Origin of the sequence: Bacillus sp. AFS002410 (genome assembly GCF_002556365.1) — a bacterium.
GTDB lineage: Bacteria > Bacillota > Bacilli > Bacillales > Bacillaceae_G > Gottfriedia.
The window spans coordinates 1-15,966 of sequence record NZ_NUEU01000002.1 but is presented as its reverse complement, the minus strand read 5'-3'; the positions used below and the strand labels follow the sequence as shown (position 1 = coordinate 15,966).

Below are 15,966 nucleotides of genomic sequence, written 5' to 3'. Positions count from 1 at the left end.
GCCATGGGGTATGGAAAATTATCCCATGGCTTTTTGTTGTCAAAAAAAGTGGAGGGTTGCGTAGAGATAGGTTGATTGATACAAAGGAGGTAAAAGAGTGTCTCGAATATTAAAATATGTCTATAGACATAAGCTAACATTTATTATTGGTTCAATTTCAATGGTCTTGGTTATTGGTGTAGATCATTTAATTCCGTATTTACAAATGATTTTAATTGATGATGGAATTACAAAAGGAAAATCATCAGTCGTTCTTCCAGTAATTGGGGGGATTATTGGTGTCACAATTATTAAATCTATTTTTGGTTATGTAAAAGAATATCTGTATGATTTAGTAAGCTCGAAAGTACATGAAGATATTAAAAATGATATGTTCAAGCATATTCAAAGCTTTGAGTTTAAGTATTTTGACTCAATGAATACTGGTGAATTACTTTCAAGGATTAATGAAGATGTGGAAAATATATGGCAAACAATTGCATTTGGACTAAGATTATTTGTTGAAAATATTATTTATTTTACTCTCAGCACAGTTATCTTATTTGTGATTAATTGGAAATTAGCTCTAATTTGTTTAGCAATTATGATTCCAATTGGATATATGGGTACACGTTTAAATCGCTTATTAAATAAAGGTTACGGTAAAATAAGTGACCACACTGCTGAAATTAATACTACAGCACAACAAAATATTGCAGGTGTAAGATTAGTTAAAGCGTTTGCTAGAGAAAAACACGAGACGTTGAAATTTTTAAAAATGAATCGTGGTTACTATGATTTAAATATGGCTCAAGCTAAAACAATGCGAAAATATTTTCCTAATATTGAATTTTTAACAAATATTGCACTTGTAGCGATGATCATTATTGGTGGATATTTTGTTTTGCAAGAAAGCATGACGTTAGGTGAACTTGTTGCGTTTAGTGGATACATTTGGAACTTAATTTGGCCGATGAGAATGTTAGGCTGGTTAACGGATGTACTTTCTAAAAACCAAGCTTCTGCGAAAAAGATTTTTGATATTTTAGATCGTAAAACAGCAATCGAGAATAAAGAGGGGGCATATACGCCAAATCTTGTTGACGGTTCAGTGGAATATAAAAATGTTAACTTTAAATACAACGATGAAATTGTCTTAAAAGATATTAATCTATATATTCCAAGTGGTAGTAAAGTAGCAATTATGGGGACGACTGGCGCAGGGAAATCTTCAATTCTTCATTTAATTGGTCGCTCATACGATGTGGCAAGCGGAGAAGTTTTAGTAGATGGCATTAATGTTAAAGATTTTAATTTAACTTCTTTACGTCAAAATATGTCTCTAGTTTCACAGGATACATTCCTATTCTCAGATACGATTGAAAATAATATTAAACTAGGAAATCCTGAAGCTACTATGGATGAAATCCGCGATGCATGCCGAATTGCTTGTTGTCTAGACTTTATCGAAGAGTTAGAAGATGGATTCAATACCGAAATTGGTGAGCGAGGTATTGGTTTATCTGGAGGACAAAAACAACGTATTTCAATTGCACGTGCCTTATTACGTAAAGCTCCAATCCTAATTTTAGACGATGCAACTTCTGCGTTAGATATGGAAACGGAGTATGAATTATTACACAACTTAAATAGACGATTCTCACATAGTACAACATTTATTATTGCGCACCGTATTTCAGCGGTGAAAAATGCCGATTTAATATTATTTGTTGAAAATGGAGAAATAGTTGAAAAAGGAAATCATAAGCAATTACTTGATAAAAAAGGAAAATACTTTGAAGTTTATGAAGAACAATTCAAAGATTTTGAAACAGTCGAAAGTGGGGTGATCTAATGGCGCAAAATACGATTAATCGCGATGAAGACCAGCTAAACCGTAGTAAAACCGAGCTGATTTATAGGCTCGGGACGTATTTAAAACCTTTTAAACTAAAAACCTTTACCGTTATTTGTTTAATGTTATTCGTAATGGTAGTTGGTATATTAAACCCGTATTTATTAAAGATAGCAATCGATACAAATATTAAAAACCATGATGTAAAAGGTCTCTTAATAATCGGGGCAATATTATTAGTGCTGAATTTCCTAGCTATGATCGCTTCTAAAACTCGCTGGACATTAATCAGCTCAGTTACGAATAATATTTTAGTAAATATTCGTCACGAGCTGTATAAACATATTCAAAAATTGTCATTTACATTTTTTGATAACCGTCCGGTTGGGAAAATTTTGGCTCGTGTAATGGGGGATATTAGTGCGCTTCAAAATTTATTCAACCAAAGTATTCAAACATTAATACCAGAATTATTAAGCTTAGTCTGTGTTACAGTTGTAATGTTTGTTTTAAATGTTAAACTAGCAATCGCATCTGTATCTATTCTCCCATTTTTGGCAGCCGCTATGTTTTATATTGAAACAAGAGCACGTAAAAGATGGGACGATTATCGAAAGAAACGTTCAAATCTAATTGCATTTATACATGAAGATTTTTCAGGTATAAAAGTTGTGCAGTCTTTTGCGAAAGAAAAAGATAAAGAAAAAGACTTTAAAGAGAAGGTTTCGGAACTAATGGGTTCATTCATGAAAGCAGTAAAAATGAATGATTTCTTTTGGCCATTAGTTGAGCTATCTTGGGGTGTTGGTACGGTAATTGTTTTTTATGCTGGGTATAAGCTTGTAACTACGCAAGAAATAGAAGTCGGTACATTAATCGCATTTTCTATGTATATTGGAATGTTCTGGCGCCCAATTATGAACTTATCAAACTTTTATAATACATTAATATCAAATTTCTCCGCAGCTGACCGCATTTTTGACATTATGGATATTGATCCTGAAATAATTAGTGAAGAAAATGCACCAGCAATCGGACGAATCAAAGGAGAAATTCGATTTGATAATTTAACGTTTGGTTATGATGAAAAATCAACAGTATTAAAAAATGTAAATTTCACAATAAATCCGGGTGAAAAAATTGCCTTAGTAGGTGCAACTGGTGCAGGTAAAACGACGATTGTTTCTCTAATAAGTCGTTTTTATGACCCGACTAAAGGTAGAATTTTAGTTGATGGAAAAGATATTAAAAAAGTAGATTTGGAATCTTATAGAAGTCAAATGGGAATCATGCTACAAGACACGTTCCTATTCTCAACTTCAATCATGGAAAATATTCGATACGGTAAATTGAATGCAACAGATGAAGAAGTAATCGCTGCAGCAAAAGCAGTCCATGCACATGACTTTATCATTAAAATGGAGGATGGTTATGATACGGACGTTAATGAGAGGGGCTCAAGACTTTCATTAGGTCAAAGACAATTAATCTCTTTTGCACGTGCGTTACTTGCTAATCCTCGTATTTTAATCTTAGATGAGGCAACGTCTAATATCGATACACATACAGAAAAATTAGTCCAAAACGGAATCGAGAAGCTATTAGAGGGTCGTACTTCATTTGTAATTGCCCACCGCTTATCGACAATCCGTGATTGTGACAAAATCATGGTAATTGGTAATGGTAATGTTGAAGAAAGTGGAACACATGAAGAGTTATTAAGATTAAAAGGACATTATTATAATTTATACATGGCGCAATATAGCTTTATCAATGATGGAGCTTAATGAATTATTTTGTATAAATTGAGGGTCGTTTTAGTTGTTTAACGAATAAGGGTAGATTCAGCTTATATAAGTTGAATCTACCCTTATTTATTATAAGTTGACGTTCATTTAGGTTTAATTACTTTAAGACAAGTTTCTTTATGAAAGATAAAATAGAACTTTTGCAATGAATTATTACGAACTCTTAATATAAGAATTAATTCTATGAATCTTGAAAAGTCATCTTAATATTTGTAGATGAAATATCTATATTTTCTGTGTTTTACTAATGTTAGAATATTAGTAATTAAATATTAATTAGAAAATGGAGGTAAAGTATGAAACTTAATTATGAAATAAATTTGGATGATTATATTGAATTTAATTTACATGAATTGAAAAACTCAAAAACTGTCCAAAAATCATTAACTAATAATCGAATTGCTGTAAGTTTAATTTATTTAGTAATACCATTTCTAATTTCTTTTCTACTAGAGCAACCTATAATCGGCTATTTACTTGCCTTTTCGTTAGTAGCGATTGTTATTTACGTTTATTTTCCAAAGTTATATTACAGAGCAAGTAAAAATAAAATGTTGAAACTTCTAAATAATAAAAATAACGAATCATTATTCGGCGAGCATTCACTTAAAGTTGATGAGAATGGCATTAAAGAAATTACACAATCAAGTGTTCATGAAATAAAATGGGATCATATCGTTGAAGTAAAAGGAACGAAGAAATACTTTTATATTTATGTTACAAGTATGAAGGCGATTATAGTGCCGTTAGAAGCAATTAAAGATGATATGGAGAAGTTATTGCAATTTTATCGAAAATATAATATTGAAGTTTTGTATTGTTAATGATTGTTGGCTTTTTTTTTTCAATAATAATAGTACACATCATCTTAAGTAACGCTGATTCTTAAAAGTTAGTAATTCCTGGTGTTTTGAAATTAATATTTATTTTCACTGTAAGTTCAAGTTATTTACCTAACTTGAACTTTTTTATTTTAAAGCACCACCACCTAATCAAGTAATATGAAATATGGTAAAATGAACAAAAAAGGGGATGCTCAAGTGGAAAATTGTATAAAAGTTTCAGTACGTTCGCTAGTTGAGTATGCTCATACAGCGGGAAGTATTGATTTAACATTTAAAAGTTCGGTTTCATTAATCGAAGGAACAAAGGCACATCAAAAAATTCAAAGTGAATACGGAGAATCTGATGTAAAAGAACGACATATTTCTGGAACCGTCGCATATGAACAATTGGAATTTCAAATTGAAGGTAGATGTGACGGATTATTATTAAATGATGATCAATACATAATAGAAGAAATTAAATCAACAATGAAGGATTTGAATGAAATAAGTGAAAATTCTTATCCGGTTCATTGGGCTCAAGCAAAAGTATATGGGTATTTTATTTGTGAAGAATTGCAGCTTGAACAGATCACCATCAAGCTTACTTACGTTAATATTTTATCGGAACAAAAAATGAGCTTTTATCTTTTGTTTACAAAAAATGATTTAACGAATTATCTGTATAAGATGTTAGAGAGCTATTATCCTTTTGCAAAATGGAAGTATGATCATATTGAATTACGTAATCAAACGATTAAAGATTTAAGCTTCCCGTTTCCTTCATTTCGAAAAGGACAAAGGAAACTAGCTGGAGCGGTATATCAAACAATCCAGGAAAGTAATAATTTATTTGCTATCGCTCCGACGGGTATAGGTAAAACCGTTTCAACCATATTTCCGACTATTAAAAGTATGGGTGAGAATAGTATAAATCGTATGTTTTACTTAACATCGAAAACGATTACTAGGACTGTTGCTGAAGAAGCGTTTAAGCGAATGACAGATCAAGGATTATGTATATCATGCACAACGATTACGGCAAAAGATAAAATTTGTTTTAAAGAAGAGACTATTTGTCAAAAGGAATATTGTGAATTTGCTAATGGATACTACGATCGGATAAATGGGGCTGTACTTGATATTCTTTCGTCTCAAACGGCTTTTACACGAGAGAAAATTGAAGAATATGCACGTAAACATAAAGTCTGTCCATTTGAATATTCGTTAGATTTATTAAATTCTTCAGATGCCATTATTTGTGATGTTAATTATATTTTCGACCCTAGAGTATCATTAAAGCGATTATTCGATGAACATAAACGTAGTTCGGTATTACTAATTGACGAAGCTCATAATCTTGTCGATCGTGCCAGAGAAATGTATTCTGCAAGTATTTTTAAATCTAAATTTTTAGAGTTAAAAAATAGATATAAAAGTATTAAAGATGATTTATATGAATCTGTAAATGACATTAATAAACGATTTATAGAATTAAGAAAAATTTGGAAGGATACTGTTGCTCCTGTTTCAAAGGAATTTGATGAGGATTTAATAGAGCTTCTTCACAAATTTAATGAAATAGCAGAAATTAAATTGCAGGAATTGGACGAGGATGATAATAAACAAATTCTACTAGATACGTATTTTGAATCACTCAACTTTGTTAAAATCGCAGAGTTTTTTGATGAACAGTATATTTGCTACTATGAGCTTTATAAAAGTGAGGTTCACGTAAAACTATTTTGCCTTGATCCATCTAAAGTAGTAAATGATGTTATAAAAAAATTTCGCTCTACTATTTATTTCTCAGCAACCTTAACGCCAGTACAGTATTTTCAAGATATGCTTGGCGATCAAGAACGTGATTATACGATTTCTATTGATTCGCCTTTTAGTAAAGAGCAACTTCAAGTAACAATTGACTCTTTATCGACCCGATATCAAGATCGTGAAAAAAATTTAGAAAGATTAGTCGATACGATTTATAAAGAAATTTCGAAAAGTAAAGGGAATTATTTAGTTTTCTATCCTTCTTATCAATATCTCATTCAAAGTATCGAATTATTTCAAACTAAGTATCCGACTATTAAAACGATTGTTCAAGAAAATGGAATGTCAGAATTTGAGAGAGAAGATTTTCTATTACAATTTAATAGTCTTAATGAAGAGACTTTAGTTGGATTTGCTGTATTAGGTGGAATTTTCTCCGAGGGGATCGATTTAAAGGGCGATCGATTAAATGGTGTCGTAGTAATTGGTGTAGGATTGCCACAAATCTGTTTAGAAAGAAATATTTTAAAAGATCATTTTAATTCGGTTGGGAAAAATGGGTATTATTATGCATATGTCTTTCCAGGGATGAATAAAGTCATGCAAGCAGGTGGAAGAGTTATCCGATCAGAAACGGATAAAGGGACTTTGTTACTAATAGATGATCGATATAAGAGTGCACTTTATCAAAATTTACTACCGGTAGAATGGAAATGAAATGTTAATAATTAAATAATTCGAAAAAAACAATTGATAATTATCAGAGTTTTTAATATACTAATCAATATAATTAAATAATCTTATCAAGAGCGGTGGAGGGACTGGCCCGACGAAACCCGGCAACTCTAGTGAAAACTAGAAAGTGCTAAATCCTGCAGGTATATAACCTGGAAGATAAGAGCGATATGTTATCGAACATAACCACTTCTTATTTTTTAAGAAGTGGTTTTTTATTTTGACTAAAATGGGGGATTTAATAATGACTAAGACAAAAGTAGCTTTAAATACGAAGGAAAAATCAATCGAAACAATTGCTGTACATGGAAGTAAAGGATTTGATCCACTAACTGGTGCAATCAGTTATCCTATTTATCAATCTGCAACATTTAAGCATGCAGGATTAAACCAATCGACTGGATATGATTATGCAAGATTACAAAATCCAACTCGAGAAGAAGTAGAAAATACTGTGGCAAAATTAGAAAACGCAAATTTTGGTGTTGCATTTGCAACTGGAAATGCAGCCGTTACAGCAGTATTAAGTTTATTTAAAAAAGGAGATCACGTAATTGTGTCAGATGATTTATACGGTGGAACATATCGTCTGTTTGAAGAAATCTATTCACCGTATGGAATTGAGCATAATTTTATTGATACAACTGAAATTGAAGAAATTCTGGCTTCACTTAAACCGAACACAAAAGGAATTTTTATTGAAACACCTTCAAATCCAATGATGAAAGTAACGGATTTAAAAAGAGTTGTTGAGATTGCAAAAGAACGAGACATTCTAGTGATTGTCGATAATACATTTTTAACACCTTATTTCTTCAAACCAATCGAATTAGGCGCAGATGTTGTTGTTCATAGTGGAACGAAGTATTTAGGTGGCCATAATGATACACTTGCCGGCTTTGTTGTGACAAACTCAGAATCTACGAATGAGCGTATACGCTACTATCAAAAATCAACGGGTGCAACTTTAGCTCCATTTGACTCTTGGTTAATTTTAAGAGGAATTAAAACATTGCACTTACGTATGGAATATAGTCAAAAAAATGCAATCGTACTTGCAAATTATTTAGAAAATCATCCGAATGTTACTGAAGTGTACTATGTAGGACTACCAACACATAAAGGGTATTCAATTATTAAAGAACAAGCAACTGGATTTGGGGCAATGATTTCATTTAAAGTGAAAGATTTAAGTTTAGTTGAACAAGTTTTAGGAAGTGTAAACGTCATTACATTTGCAGAAAGTTTAGGTGGAGTTGAATCGCTAATAACGTATCCTCATACTCAAACTCATTCTGAAATGCCTGAGGAATTTAAACGAAAGCTTGGTCTAGATGACCATACACTACGATTGTCAGTAGGAATTGAACATATCGATGATTTATTAAATGACTTAGAAAATGCATTGGGGTGATAAAATTGAAATTTGGAACTAAATTAATTCATAATGGAAATGAAGTGGATCCGACGACAGGTGCATTAAGTATTCCGATCTATCAGACTTCAACATTTCATCAATTTGATATTGAGAATTTTGGGAAATATGACTATGCAAGAAGTGGGAACCCAACAAGAGAAGCATTAGAAAATACAATTGCAAAATTAGAAAACGGTGTGCGCGGCTTTGCGTTCTCATCAGGGATGGCTGCTATTTCATCTGTTTTATCACTGTTCTCAGCAGGAGATCATATTGTTATTTGTGAGGATGTTTATGGAGGGACTTTCAGAATAGCGACGAAAGTATTAAATCGCTTTGGAATCGAGTTCACATTTGTAGACGCCTCAAATTTACAAGAGATTGAAGCAGGAATAAAGCCAAATACAAAGGGACTTTATTTAGAGACCCCATCTAACCCACTTTTGAAAATTACTGACTTAAGTGGTGCGATTAAACTTGCGAAAAAAAATGACATTCTAGTAATTGTAGATAATAGCTTTTTATCACCATATTTACAAAAACCACTAGACTTAGGCGCAGATATTGTCGTTCATAGTGCAACAAAATTTATAGCAGGCCATAGTGATGTAATTGGAGGTTTAGCAGTCGTAAATTCTGAAGAACTTGCACAAGAATTATACACAATCCAAAATTCATTCGGTGCAATTTTAGGCCCGCAAGATTGTTGGTTAACACTTAGAGGATTAAAGACACTAAAGGTTCGTATGGATGCGTATGAACAAACTGCTTCAAAATTAGCGAATTGGCTTTTAGAACAAGAAGAAGTTGAGGATGTCTATTACCCAGGATTAAAAAATCATCCTGGTCACGATATTCACTTTGAGCAGGCTTCGGGAGGAGGAGCAGTCCTTTCATTTACATTAAAAACAATTGAACAAACGACGAAATTCCTTCAAACAGTCGAAAATGTAGCAGTTGCTGTTTCACTTGGCGGTGTAGAGACAATCGTTTCATATCCTGTGAAGATGTCTCATGCAGCAATACCTGTTGATGTACGTGAAAGATTAGGTGTTAAAGATACACTAATTCGAGTATCTGTTGGATTAGAGGATCTTGAAGACTTAATTGAAAGTTTCCGAAAAGCTTTAAACGAAGGAGCAAGAGAAAAGCAAGCAGTACACGGCACGGGGAAATCTAATAATTAAAAGTACAATTTCAAAATGCGAACATAAATTGAACAATATTGATAAAGTTGTGAACTTCGTTGATAAATGACGTTTACTCGTTGATAAATCATTAAATCTCGTTGATAAATGACGTTTACTCGTTGATAAATCATAAAGCCTCGTTGATATATGACGATTATTCGTTGATAAATCATTAAATCTCGTTGATATAATACCAAATCAGGTTGATATGTTAATTCTAGAAAATGATTTTTCGAGATGAAATCAGTTCTATAATTGCAAAAACCGAACGATAATTAGTTGGAACGAGAAGAATATACTTCCAAATAAAGATGTTACACAAAATCCCACAAGGTTTCTTGTGGGATTTATACATGTTTTTTGATTTTGCACTTTTTTAATAAAGAGTTAAATGTATTTTAATTTCATATAGATCTGACTATGAAAGGAATATTTCCCCATCACCAACTTCCTCTTGAATTACTTCAGCTGCACCAATTAGTGCCAATGCATTACCAACTATTTGAATTGAGTCAGAAAGCACAATTTTTCTTTGTAAATCAAGTAAATTTATTTTATCTGAAGTGAACAATTGCTTAGAAACGAAAAAAGCTACGGATAATTGACCAGCTGTACCAATCCACATTCCTGATATGATATCTCTTTTCCCTTGAAAGATTGGATCTTTGTCGATTGAATATAATTTGGATAATGTAATCGTTTCATACAATTGTGCCACTGCTTTAACCCATGAGGCAGCCACGATTTGTCTTTCAAGACTTGCTTGTAAACTGTCATCATCTATATTAGTTTTCTGTTCTTGGTCTTTACCTTCCTTTTCCTTGAAATTTTCTTCTAGCATCTATTCCAACTCCAATATGAAAAATCTATTATTTATATAACTATTCAAGTTCATCTAATTGTGTTTCTATTCGATTTGTTATTTTTCTATTTCAAACGTTAAACTTTACTTAAAATGAGATAAAATACTATGACTAAAATTAATTAATTTTTAAATTTGAATTGTCTAATTTTGGACAAAAAAACCAGTTGACTGTTGATGGAAGATGATGAAAAGGTTTCACTTGTAATAATAAACGAATAATTTTTTAAAAAAATAATGTGATTGTTCGTATTTTTACTTGAAACCCTTTCATATTGATGGTATTCTATCTTAGGTTGAATAAATGAAATAACTTAAACCTTTTGGGGGTAAATATAAATGTATGATGTAATCGTTGTTGGAGCAGGTCCTGCTGGAATCTTTACTTGCTATGAATTAACTTTAAAAATGCCGAATGCTAAAGTAATACTTGTTGATAAAGGACATGATATATTCGCAAGACATTGCCCGATTTTACAAAAGAAAATTGAAAAATGTCCGCCTGCTGCAGGTAAAAAAGAATTTTCAGGATGCTTACCAGCATGTTCAATTACAAATGGTTTTGGTGGTGCAGGAGCATATTCAGATGGGAAATTTAATATTACAAGTGAATTTGGTGGATGGATGACAGATTACTTATCAGACTCACATGTAGTAGAATTAATAAAATATGTTGATGAAATTAATTTACAACATGGAGCGACTGAATCGATCACTGATCCATTAACTGAAGAAGTAAGAGACATTGAACGTCGTGGTTATGCTGCAGGACTAAAATTATTACGTGCACAAGTTCGTCATTTAGGAACTGAGCAAAACTTAGAAATTCTAAAAAGTATATATGAATATTTAAAAACGAAAATTGAAATGAGATATAAAACTGAAGTAGAGGACTTATTAACTGAAAAAGTTGAGGGTATTCATAATGTTAGAGGTATTAAATTAAAAAATGGTGAAGAATTACTAGCTGAGAAAGTTGTCATTGTACCAGGTCGTGATGGATCAAAATGGTTAACTGATGTGATGAAAAAACGTCGTTTAAAAATGTCAACGAACCAAGTAGATATTGGTGTACGTGTAGAAACTTCAAATGTTGTTATGGAAGAAATCAACAAGCACTTATACGAAGGTAAATTTGTATTTAACACTAGCGTGGGTACTAAAGTCAGAACATTCTGTAGTAATCCATCTGGTCACGTAGTAGTTGAAAACCATTCTGGTATTATGACTGCTAATGGTCACGCTTATAAAGACCCTAAATTAGGAAGTCCAAACACAAACTTTGCATTATTAGTATCACATCAATTCGCAGAACCATTTGATAAACCAAATGAATATGCACATGAAGTTTCACGCCTTGCTAACATGCTTTCACATGGTGGTGTAATTGTACAAAAATACGGAGATATCTTAAGAGGTCGCCGTTCAACTGAAAAACGTATTAAAGAAGGGTTTTTAGAACCAACTTTAAAAGAAGCAGTGCCAGGAGATTTAGGATTAGTGTTACCATACAATACAATGAAAAGTTTAATTGAAATGGTTGAAGCATTAAATCACGTTACACCAGGTATCGCTGCAGAACACACACTTTTCTATGGCGTAGAAGCAAAATTCTACTCAGCTCGTCCAAAATTAAATGAACACTTTGAAAGTGAAATCTCTGGATTATATCTAGGTGGAGATGGAGCTGGCGTAACTCGTGGTTTAGCTCAAGCAAGTGCATGTGGCGTATGGATCGCCCGTGATATCATTACGAAAATTGGAAGTAAAGAGAAAGAATTAGTTACGGTTTAATACTTACTTGAAAAACCTCTAATGCATTTTGCATTAGAGGTTTTATATTATTATAAAATATTCTCAAAGTTTAGCTTAAAAAGGAATTACTGATATACGTTAGTAGATGTATAATGAATAAAAAAACTTTAAGGTAGGTGAACTCTTGAAATCAAAAACAAAATATCAAACGTGGATCCGAATTTATAAACTGATCATATTCTTAGTAATTTCACTCGTTCTACTTTTAATAGCACTATTACCGATCAATACATACGTGCGAATCCTCTCAGGTATTATAGCACTGCCTTTTATTTATATAACATTTATACTTTCCTATTCGATTTATCAATTTGCAGCGAATGGAGGGAATTATCAATCAAAAATACATGATTTAATTGTTTCGAAAGTGAATTGGGATGGAAATGGCAAAATTCTAGATATTGGAACGGGTAGCGGTTCTTTGATTATTAAACTCGCAAAGGCTTTTCCTAAGTCCACTTTAACTGGAATTGATTATTGGGGTGGTAATTGGGAATATTCAAAAGCACAATGCCAGCAAAATGCAGAAATAGAAGGTGTCGCAAACCAAATTGATTTTCAGAAAGCAAGTGCTTCTGAGCTCCCTTTTAATGACGATGAATTCGATCTAATTGTAAGTTGTCTAACAATTCATGAAGTAAAGGATCGAAGTAATAAAACGGATGTAATGAAAGAGGCATTAAGAGTATTGAAACCTGGTGGGAAATTTGTTTTCTTAGATTTATTTATGGACGAAAAAATATTTGGTGACGAAAATGAGCTATTAAATGAATTACAGAAACATAGTGTATCCGTATTGAACAGCTCTACAATTGATAATGAGATGAAATTGCCAAAGCTTCTATTACATAAAAAAGTATTAGGAAATGCGATGATTTTTAGTGGAAAGAAATGAATGATTAAAAAGGAGACTAAAATGGAAAATAGAGAGAAAATTTATTATAAACGCGGAACAGAAGAATTAAAAATGAAAAATATTCGTGCCCATAAGCTTGTTCAAGAGTTTAATAACATTAGTGTAGAATCGTTCGAAAGAAAAGAAGAAATTATAAAAGAGCTGTTTGGAACTGTAGGAGAAAATCCGAGTATTGAACATAACTTTCATTGTGATTTAGGTTATAACATTCATGTAGGTGATAATTTCTATGCTGGTTATAACTGTACTATCTTAGATATGGCAGAAGTGAGAATAGGAAAAAACTGCATGATTGGCCCGAATGTTGGAATCTATACAGCTGGCCATTCTATTGAACCAAACGATCGTAATAAAAGTGGTTATGCGATACCGATTACGATTGGTGATGATGTGTGGATTGGGGGAAGTTGCACTATTTTACCTGGTATCACGATTGAGGATAATTCAATCGTTGCTGCTGGTTCAGTAGTTACGAAGGATGTTCCTGCTAATACAGTAGTGGCTGGCAATCCGGCTAAATTTATAAAAAGTATATAATATGAGAAAATTAACTAATCTATTTAACAATTGATTTATATGGTAGGAACTATTGGACTGTTTTTACAGTCTTTTTTTTATAACCTTTGAGTGTAGTTAAATTGAAAAGGACTTATGTAAGAGTAGTAGAAATAAACTATTAATACGATCACAAAATAAAGGAGAGCTTTTAATGGGAATAAAGACAGCGATGGAAATTCAAGAACGAATTGTCATACTATTGATTCTCTTTTCTTTTGATATCTTTTTTCACCTCTCATATTTGCTCTTTTTTCTTTTAGTTATAATATATTGGCCAGTTAGTTATTATTTTTTAGAAAAACGTCAATTTCGTTCTAGTATAAAATATTTAATCTTTATTATTGGTCTTTTATTAATTTTGTTTATATATAGGAATTTCTAAAACAACGGAATCTTTGGATAAAGATGTTGGATCTAGGAGTGTGCCTAATGCCGATCATAAAAGTATCTATGTTAATTAATGCTCCAATTGAACTATGCTTTGATTTAGCGCGAAATATTGATATTCATATGGAATCAACATCCCATACAAATGAAATAGCAGTTAAGGGACGAACAAGTGGCTTAATTGAACTAGGAGAATCAGTGACTTGGGAAGCTACTCATTTCGGCATTCGTCAGCAGTTAACGTCAATTATTACAGAGTTTGATCCACCGAATAGATTTGTAGATGAAATGGTTAGTGGAGCATTTAAAAGGTTTAGGCATGAACATATATTTGAACTAAAGGATGATGGAACTTTGATGACGGATGTATTCAATTACACTTCACCAATAGGAGCACTAGGCAAGTTGGCGGATATACTGTTTTTAAAATCATATATGGAACGGTTATTATGGAAAAGAAATACATTTATAAAAAATTATGCAGAAAAATTATAGAGTTGGTAAAAGTGTGGAAGAAAGCAATGTCTTTATTAAAGTGACAAACTAGAAATACTCACTAGGACTATTTTAAAATCTTTTGAATATAATTTAGAAGATTTAAATAGAGCTGGGGGGATGTAACCTGAAAAGAATTGCATTTTGCTTCGTTTGTTTCTTTTTGTTGTTTTTATCGAGTGTATCAACATCAAATGCAGCATCTCGCTATTTAGATCAAATAGAGAAAAATAATCGTAAGGAAGTTAATTATTATGTTAAAAATTCAACTTCGATCGTCGAACAAAAGGAATTGAATGTAACAATTAAAGGCCAAACGACAGACGAGAAAGCAATGGCGATTGCTGTAAAATACAACACAGTAAGAGATGATTTCTTTAAAACTGCAAATTATAATACTTTTTTACTGGATGAAAAAACAGGTGAAATCCTGAATTCAAGTAATCTTGTCTCGTCGAAATCATTTGATGAATTTACAAAAAAACATATAAATGATGGCGACAATGATTTTAGATGGAAAAATGAGTTAATTGTTTTGTTGTTAGTGTTTATTACAATCATTTTCATTCCGATTTTTGCTTCTAAATTAAATGAATAATAAAAAGACTGTTTCGACAGTCTTTTTGTTTTGTAAAAAAACTATTTTCATAGAGGATAATTATAAATCAGAGTTTAATGTCAGCATCTATTTATTATGTTGTCGGATTAGTTTAAAATTAACTTGATGTACTAATTCTTTCAAATTCAATTATTAATGAAAGAAAATATGATAAATAAAGACTAAAAATTTATGGCTAAATATAGAAAAAATACCGAATGTTTCAATAATAAAACCGATGATCCAAAAAAGTAATCCTACTTCTAAGTTGTATGAGTCATTATTGTTGTTAAAGACCCATCCTAGAAGAGAAAATAGTATTCCGAATAGTATCAAAATCAAGGCTTCAATCAACGTACATCACCAGCCTTTTACATATTTTAAAACTTGACCAGTTGTCAGATGTATAAAAATCGCTCTAGATTTTTTTAATATAATTCAAGTTAGGAGTTAAGAATATGATCCAATCAATTGTTCATATTGCTCTTGTCGTAAAAGATTATGATGAAGCAATCGAGTTTTATACAAAGAAATTACACTTTAATTTAATTGAGGATACGTATCAACCTGAACAGGATAAAAGATGGGTAGTAATATCTCCACCCGGTTCAAATGGAACAACTATTTTACTAGCAAAAGCATCTAAAACTGAGCAAGAGCCATTCATCGGCAATCAAGCTGGTGGGAGAGTTTTTCTATTTTTAGGTACAGATGATTTCTGGAGAGATTATAATGAAATGATTTCAATAGGAAT

13 protein-coding genes and 1 riboswitch are annotated in these 15,966 nt (G+C 31.8%); of the genes, 12 read left to right on the top strand and 1 reads right to left on the bottom strand.

Annotation, left to right across the window (positions count from 1 at the left end; all coding sequences use genetic code 11):
- Positions 1 to 97: 97 nt before the first annotated feature.
- The 6 genes from CN692_RS02075 (at position 98) to CN692_RS02050 (ending at position 9,578) form a co-directional block, all read left to right on the top strand.
- Positions 98 to 1,834, top strand: a complete 1,737-nt coding sequence (locus CN692_RS02075) for an ABC transporter ATP-binding protein (protein ID WP_098117361.1) — start codon at positions 98 to 100, stop codon at positions 1,832 to 1,834.
- Complete coding sequence (locus CN692_RS02070) at positions 1,834 to 3,621, top strand: ABC transporter ATP-binding protein (protein ID WP_098117360.1); 1,788 nt, start codon at positions 1,834 to 1,836, stop codon at positions 3,619 to 3,621. The genes CN692_RS02075 and CN692_RS02070 overlap by 1 nt, the downstream gene beginning before the upstream one ends.
- Positions 3,622 to 3,938: 317 nt before the next feature.
- Positions 3,939 to 4,466: a YcxB family protein gene (locus CN692_RS02065; protein ID WP_098117359.1), complete on the top strand. Its 528-nt coding sequence runs from the start codon at positions 3,939 to 3,941 to the stop codon at positions 4,464 to 4,466.
- 216 nt (positions 4,467 to 4,682) lie between these two features.
- The gene (locus tag CN692_RS02060) at positions 4,683 to 6,956 is read left to right on the top strand and encodes an ATP-dependent DNA helicase (RefSeq protein WP_098117358.1); all 2,274 of its coding nucleotides are present in this window, start codon (positions 4,683 to 4,685) and stop codon (positions 6,954 to 6,956) included.
- An 80-nt stretch (positions 6,957 to 7,036) separates the two neighbouring features.
- Positions 7,037 to 7,140, top strand: a riboswitch (SAM riboswitch).
- 78 nt (positions 7,141 to 7,218) lie between these two features.
- Positions 7,219 to 8,388 (top strand): trans-sulfuration enzyme family protein, encoded by a 1,170-nt coding sequence (locus CN692_RS02055; protein ID WP_098117357.1) that lies wholly within the window; start codon positions 7,219 to 7,221, stop codon positions 8,386 to 8,388.
- A 5-nt stretch (positions 8,389 to 8,393) separates the two neighbouring features.
- Positions 8,394 to 9,578: a trans-sulfuration enzyme family protein gene (locus CN692_RS02050; protein ID WP_098117356.1), complete on the top strand. Its 1,185-nt coding sequence runs from the start codon at positions 8,394 to 8,396 to the stop codon at positions 9,576 to 9,578.
- A gap of 421 nt (positions 9,579 to 9,999) precedes the next feature.
- Here CN692_RS02050 and CN692_RS02045 read toward each other — a convergent pair whose 3' ends face one another.
- Entirely contained in the window at positions 10,000 to 10,422 is a 423-nt protein-coding gene (locus CN692_RS02045; protein ID WP_098117355.1) for a hypothetical protein, read from the bottom strand.
- Between the two features lie 360 nt (positions 10,423 to 10,782).
- Here CN692_RS02045 and CN692_RS02040 point away from each other — a divergent pair, with 360 nt between their 5' ends.
- From CN692_RS02040 to CN692_RS02010, 6 genes are all read left to right on the top strand, one after another.
- Entirely contained in the window at positions 10,783 to 12,237 is a 1,455-nt protein-coding gene (locus CN692_RS02040) for an NAD(P)/FAD-dependent oxidoreductase (protein WP_098117354.1), read from the top strand.
- A 145-nt stretch (positions 12,238 to 12,382) separates the two neighbouring features.
- Positions 12,383 to 13,153 carry a class I SAM-dependent methyltransferase gene (locus tag CN692_RS02035; protein WP_098117353.1) on the top strand — a complete coding sequence of 257 codons (771 nt, stop codon included), beginning with the start codon at positions 12,383 to 12,385 and terminating at the stop codon, positions 13,151 to 13,153.
- A 21-nt stretch (positions 13,154 to 13,174) separates the two neighbouring features.
- Entirely contained in the window at positions 13,175 to 13,711 is a 537-nt protein-coding gene (locus CN692_RS02030) for a sugar O-acetyltransferase (protein WP_098117352.1), read from the top strand.
- A gap of 450 nt (positions 13,712 to 14,161) precedes the next feature.
- Positions 14,162 to 14,614: an SRPBCC family protein gene (locus tag CN692_RS02020; RefSeq protein WP_098117350.1), complete on the top strand. Its 453-nt coding sequence runs from the start codon at positions 14,162 to 14,164 to the stop codon at positions 14,612 to 14,614.
- A gap of 163 nt (positions 14,615 to 14,777) precedes the next feature.
- Positions 14,778 to 15,212 (top strand): hypothetical protein, encoded by a 435-nt coding sequence (locus CN692_RS02015; protein WP_142317375.1) that lies wholly within the window; start codon positions 14,778 to 14,780, stop codon positions 15,210 to 15,212.
- A 458-nt stretch (positions 15,213 to 15,670) separates the two neighbouring features.
- A partial coding sequence (locus CN692_RS02010) for a VOC family protein (RefSeq protein ID WP_142317480.1) occupies positions 15,671 to 15,966 on the top strand: 296 nt, incomplete at its 3' end.

What these genes read in the sequence shown, in the direction of transcription:
- CN692_RS02070 (WP_098117360.1), top strand. Translation starts at nt 1,834, where the DNA reads ATGGCGCAAAATACGATTAATCGCGATGAAGACCAGCTAAACCGTAGT.
- CN692_RS02065 (WP_098117359.1), top strand. Translation starts at nt 3,939, where the DNA reads ATGAAACTTAATTATGAAATAAATTTGGATGATTATATTGAATTTAAT.
- CN692_RS02055 (WP_098117357.1), top strand. Translation starts at nt 7,219, where the DNA reads ATGACTAAGACAAAAGTAGCTTTAAATACGAAGGAAAAATCAATCGAA.
- CN692_RS02045 (WP_098117355.1), bottom strand. Translation starts at nt 10,422, where the DNA reads ATGCTAGAAGAAAATTTCAAGGAAAAGGAAGGTAAAGACCAAGAACAG.
- CN692_RS02040 (WP_098117354.1), top strand. Translation starts at nt 10,783, where the DNA reads ATGTATGATGTAATCGTTGTTGGAGCAGGTCCTGCTGGAATCTTTACT.
- CN692_RS02030 (WP_098117352.1), top strand. Translation starts at nt 13,175, where the DNA reads ATGGAAAATAGAGAGAAAATTTATTATAAACGCGGAACAGAAGAATTA.
- CN692_RS02020 (WP_098117350.1), top strand. Translation starts at nt 14,162, where the DNA reads ATGCCGATCATAAAAGTATCTATGTTAATTAATGCTCCAATTGAACTA.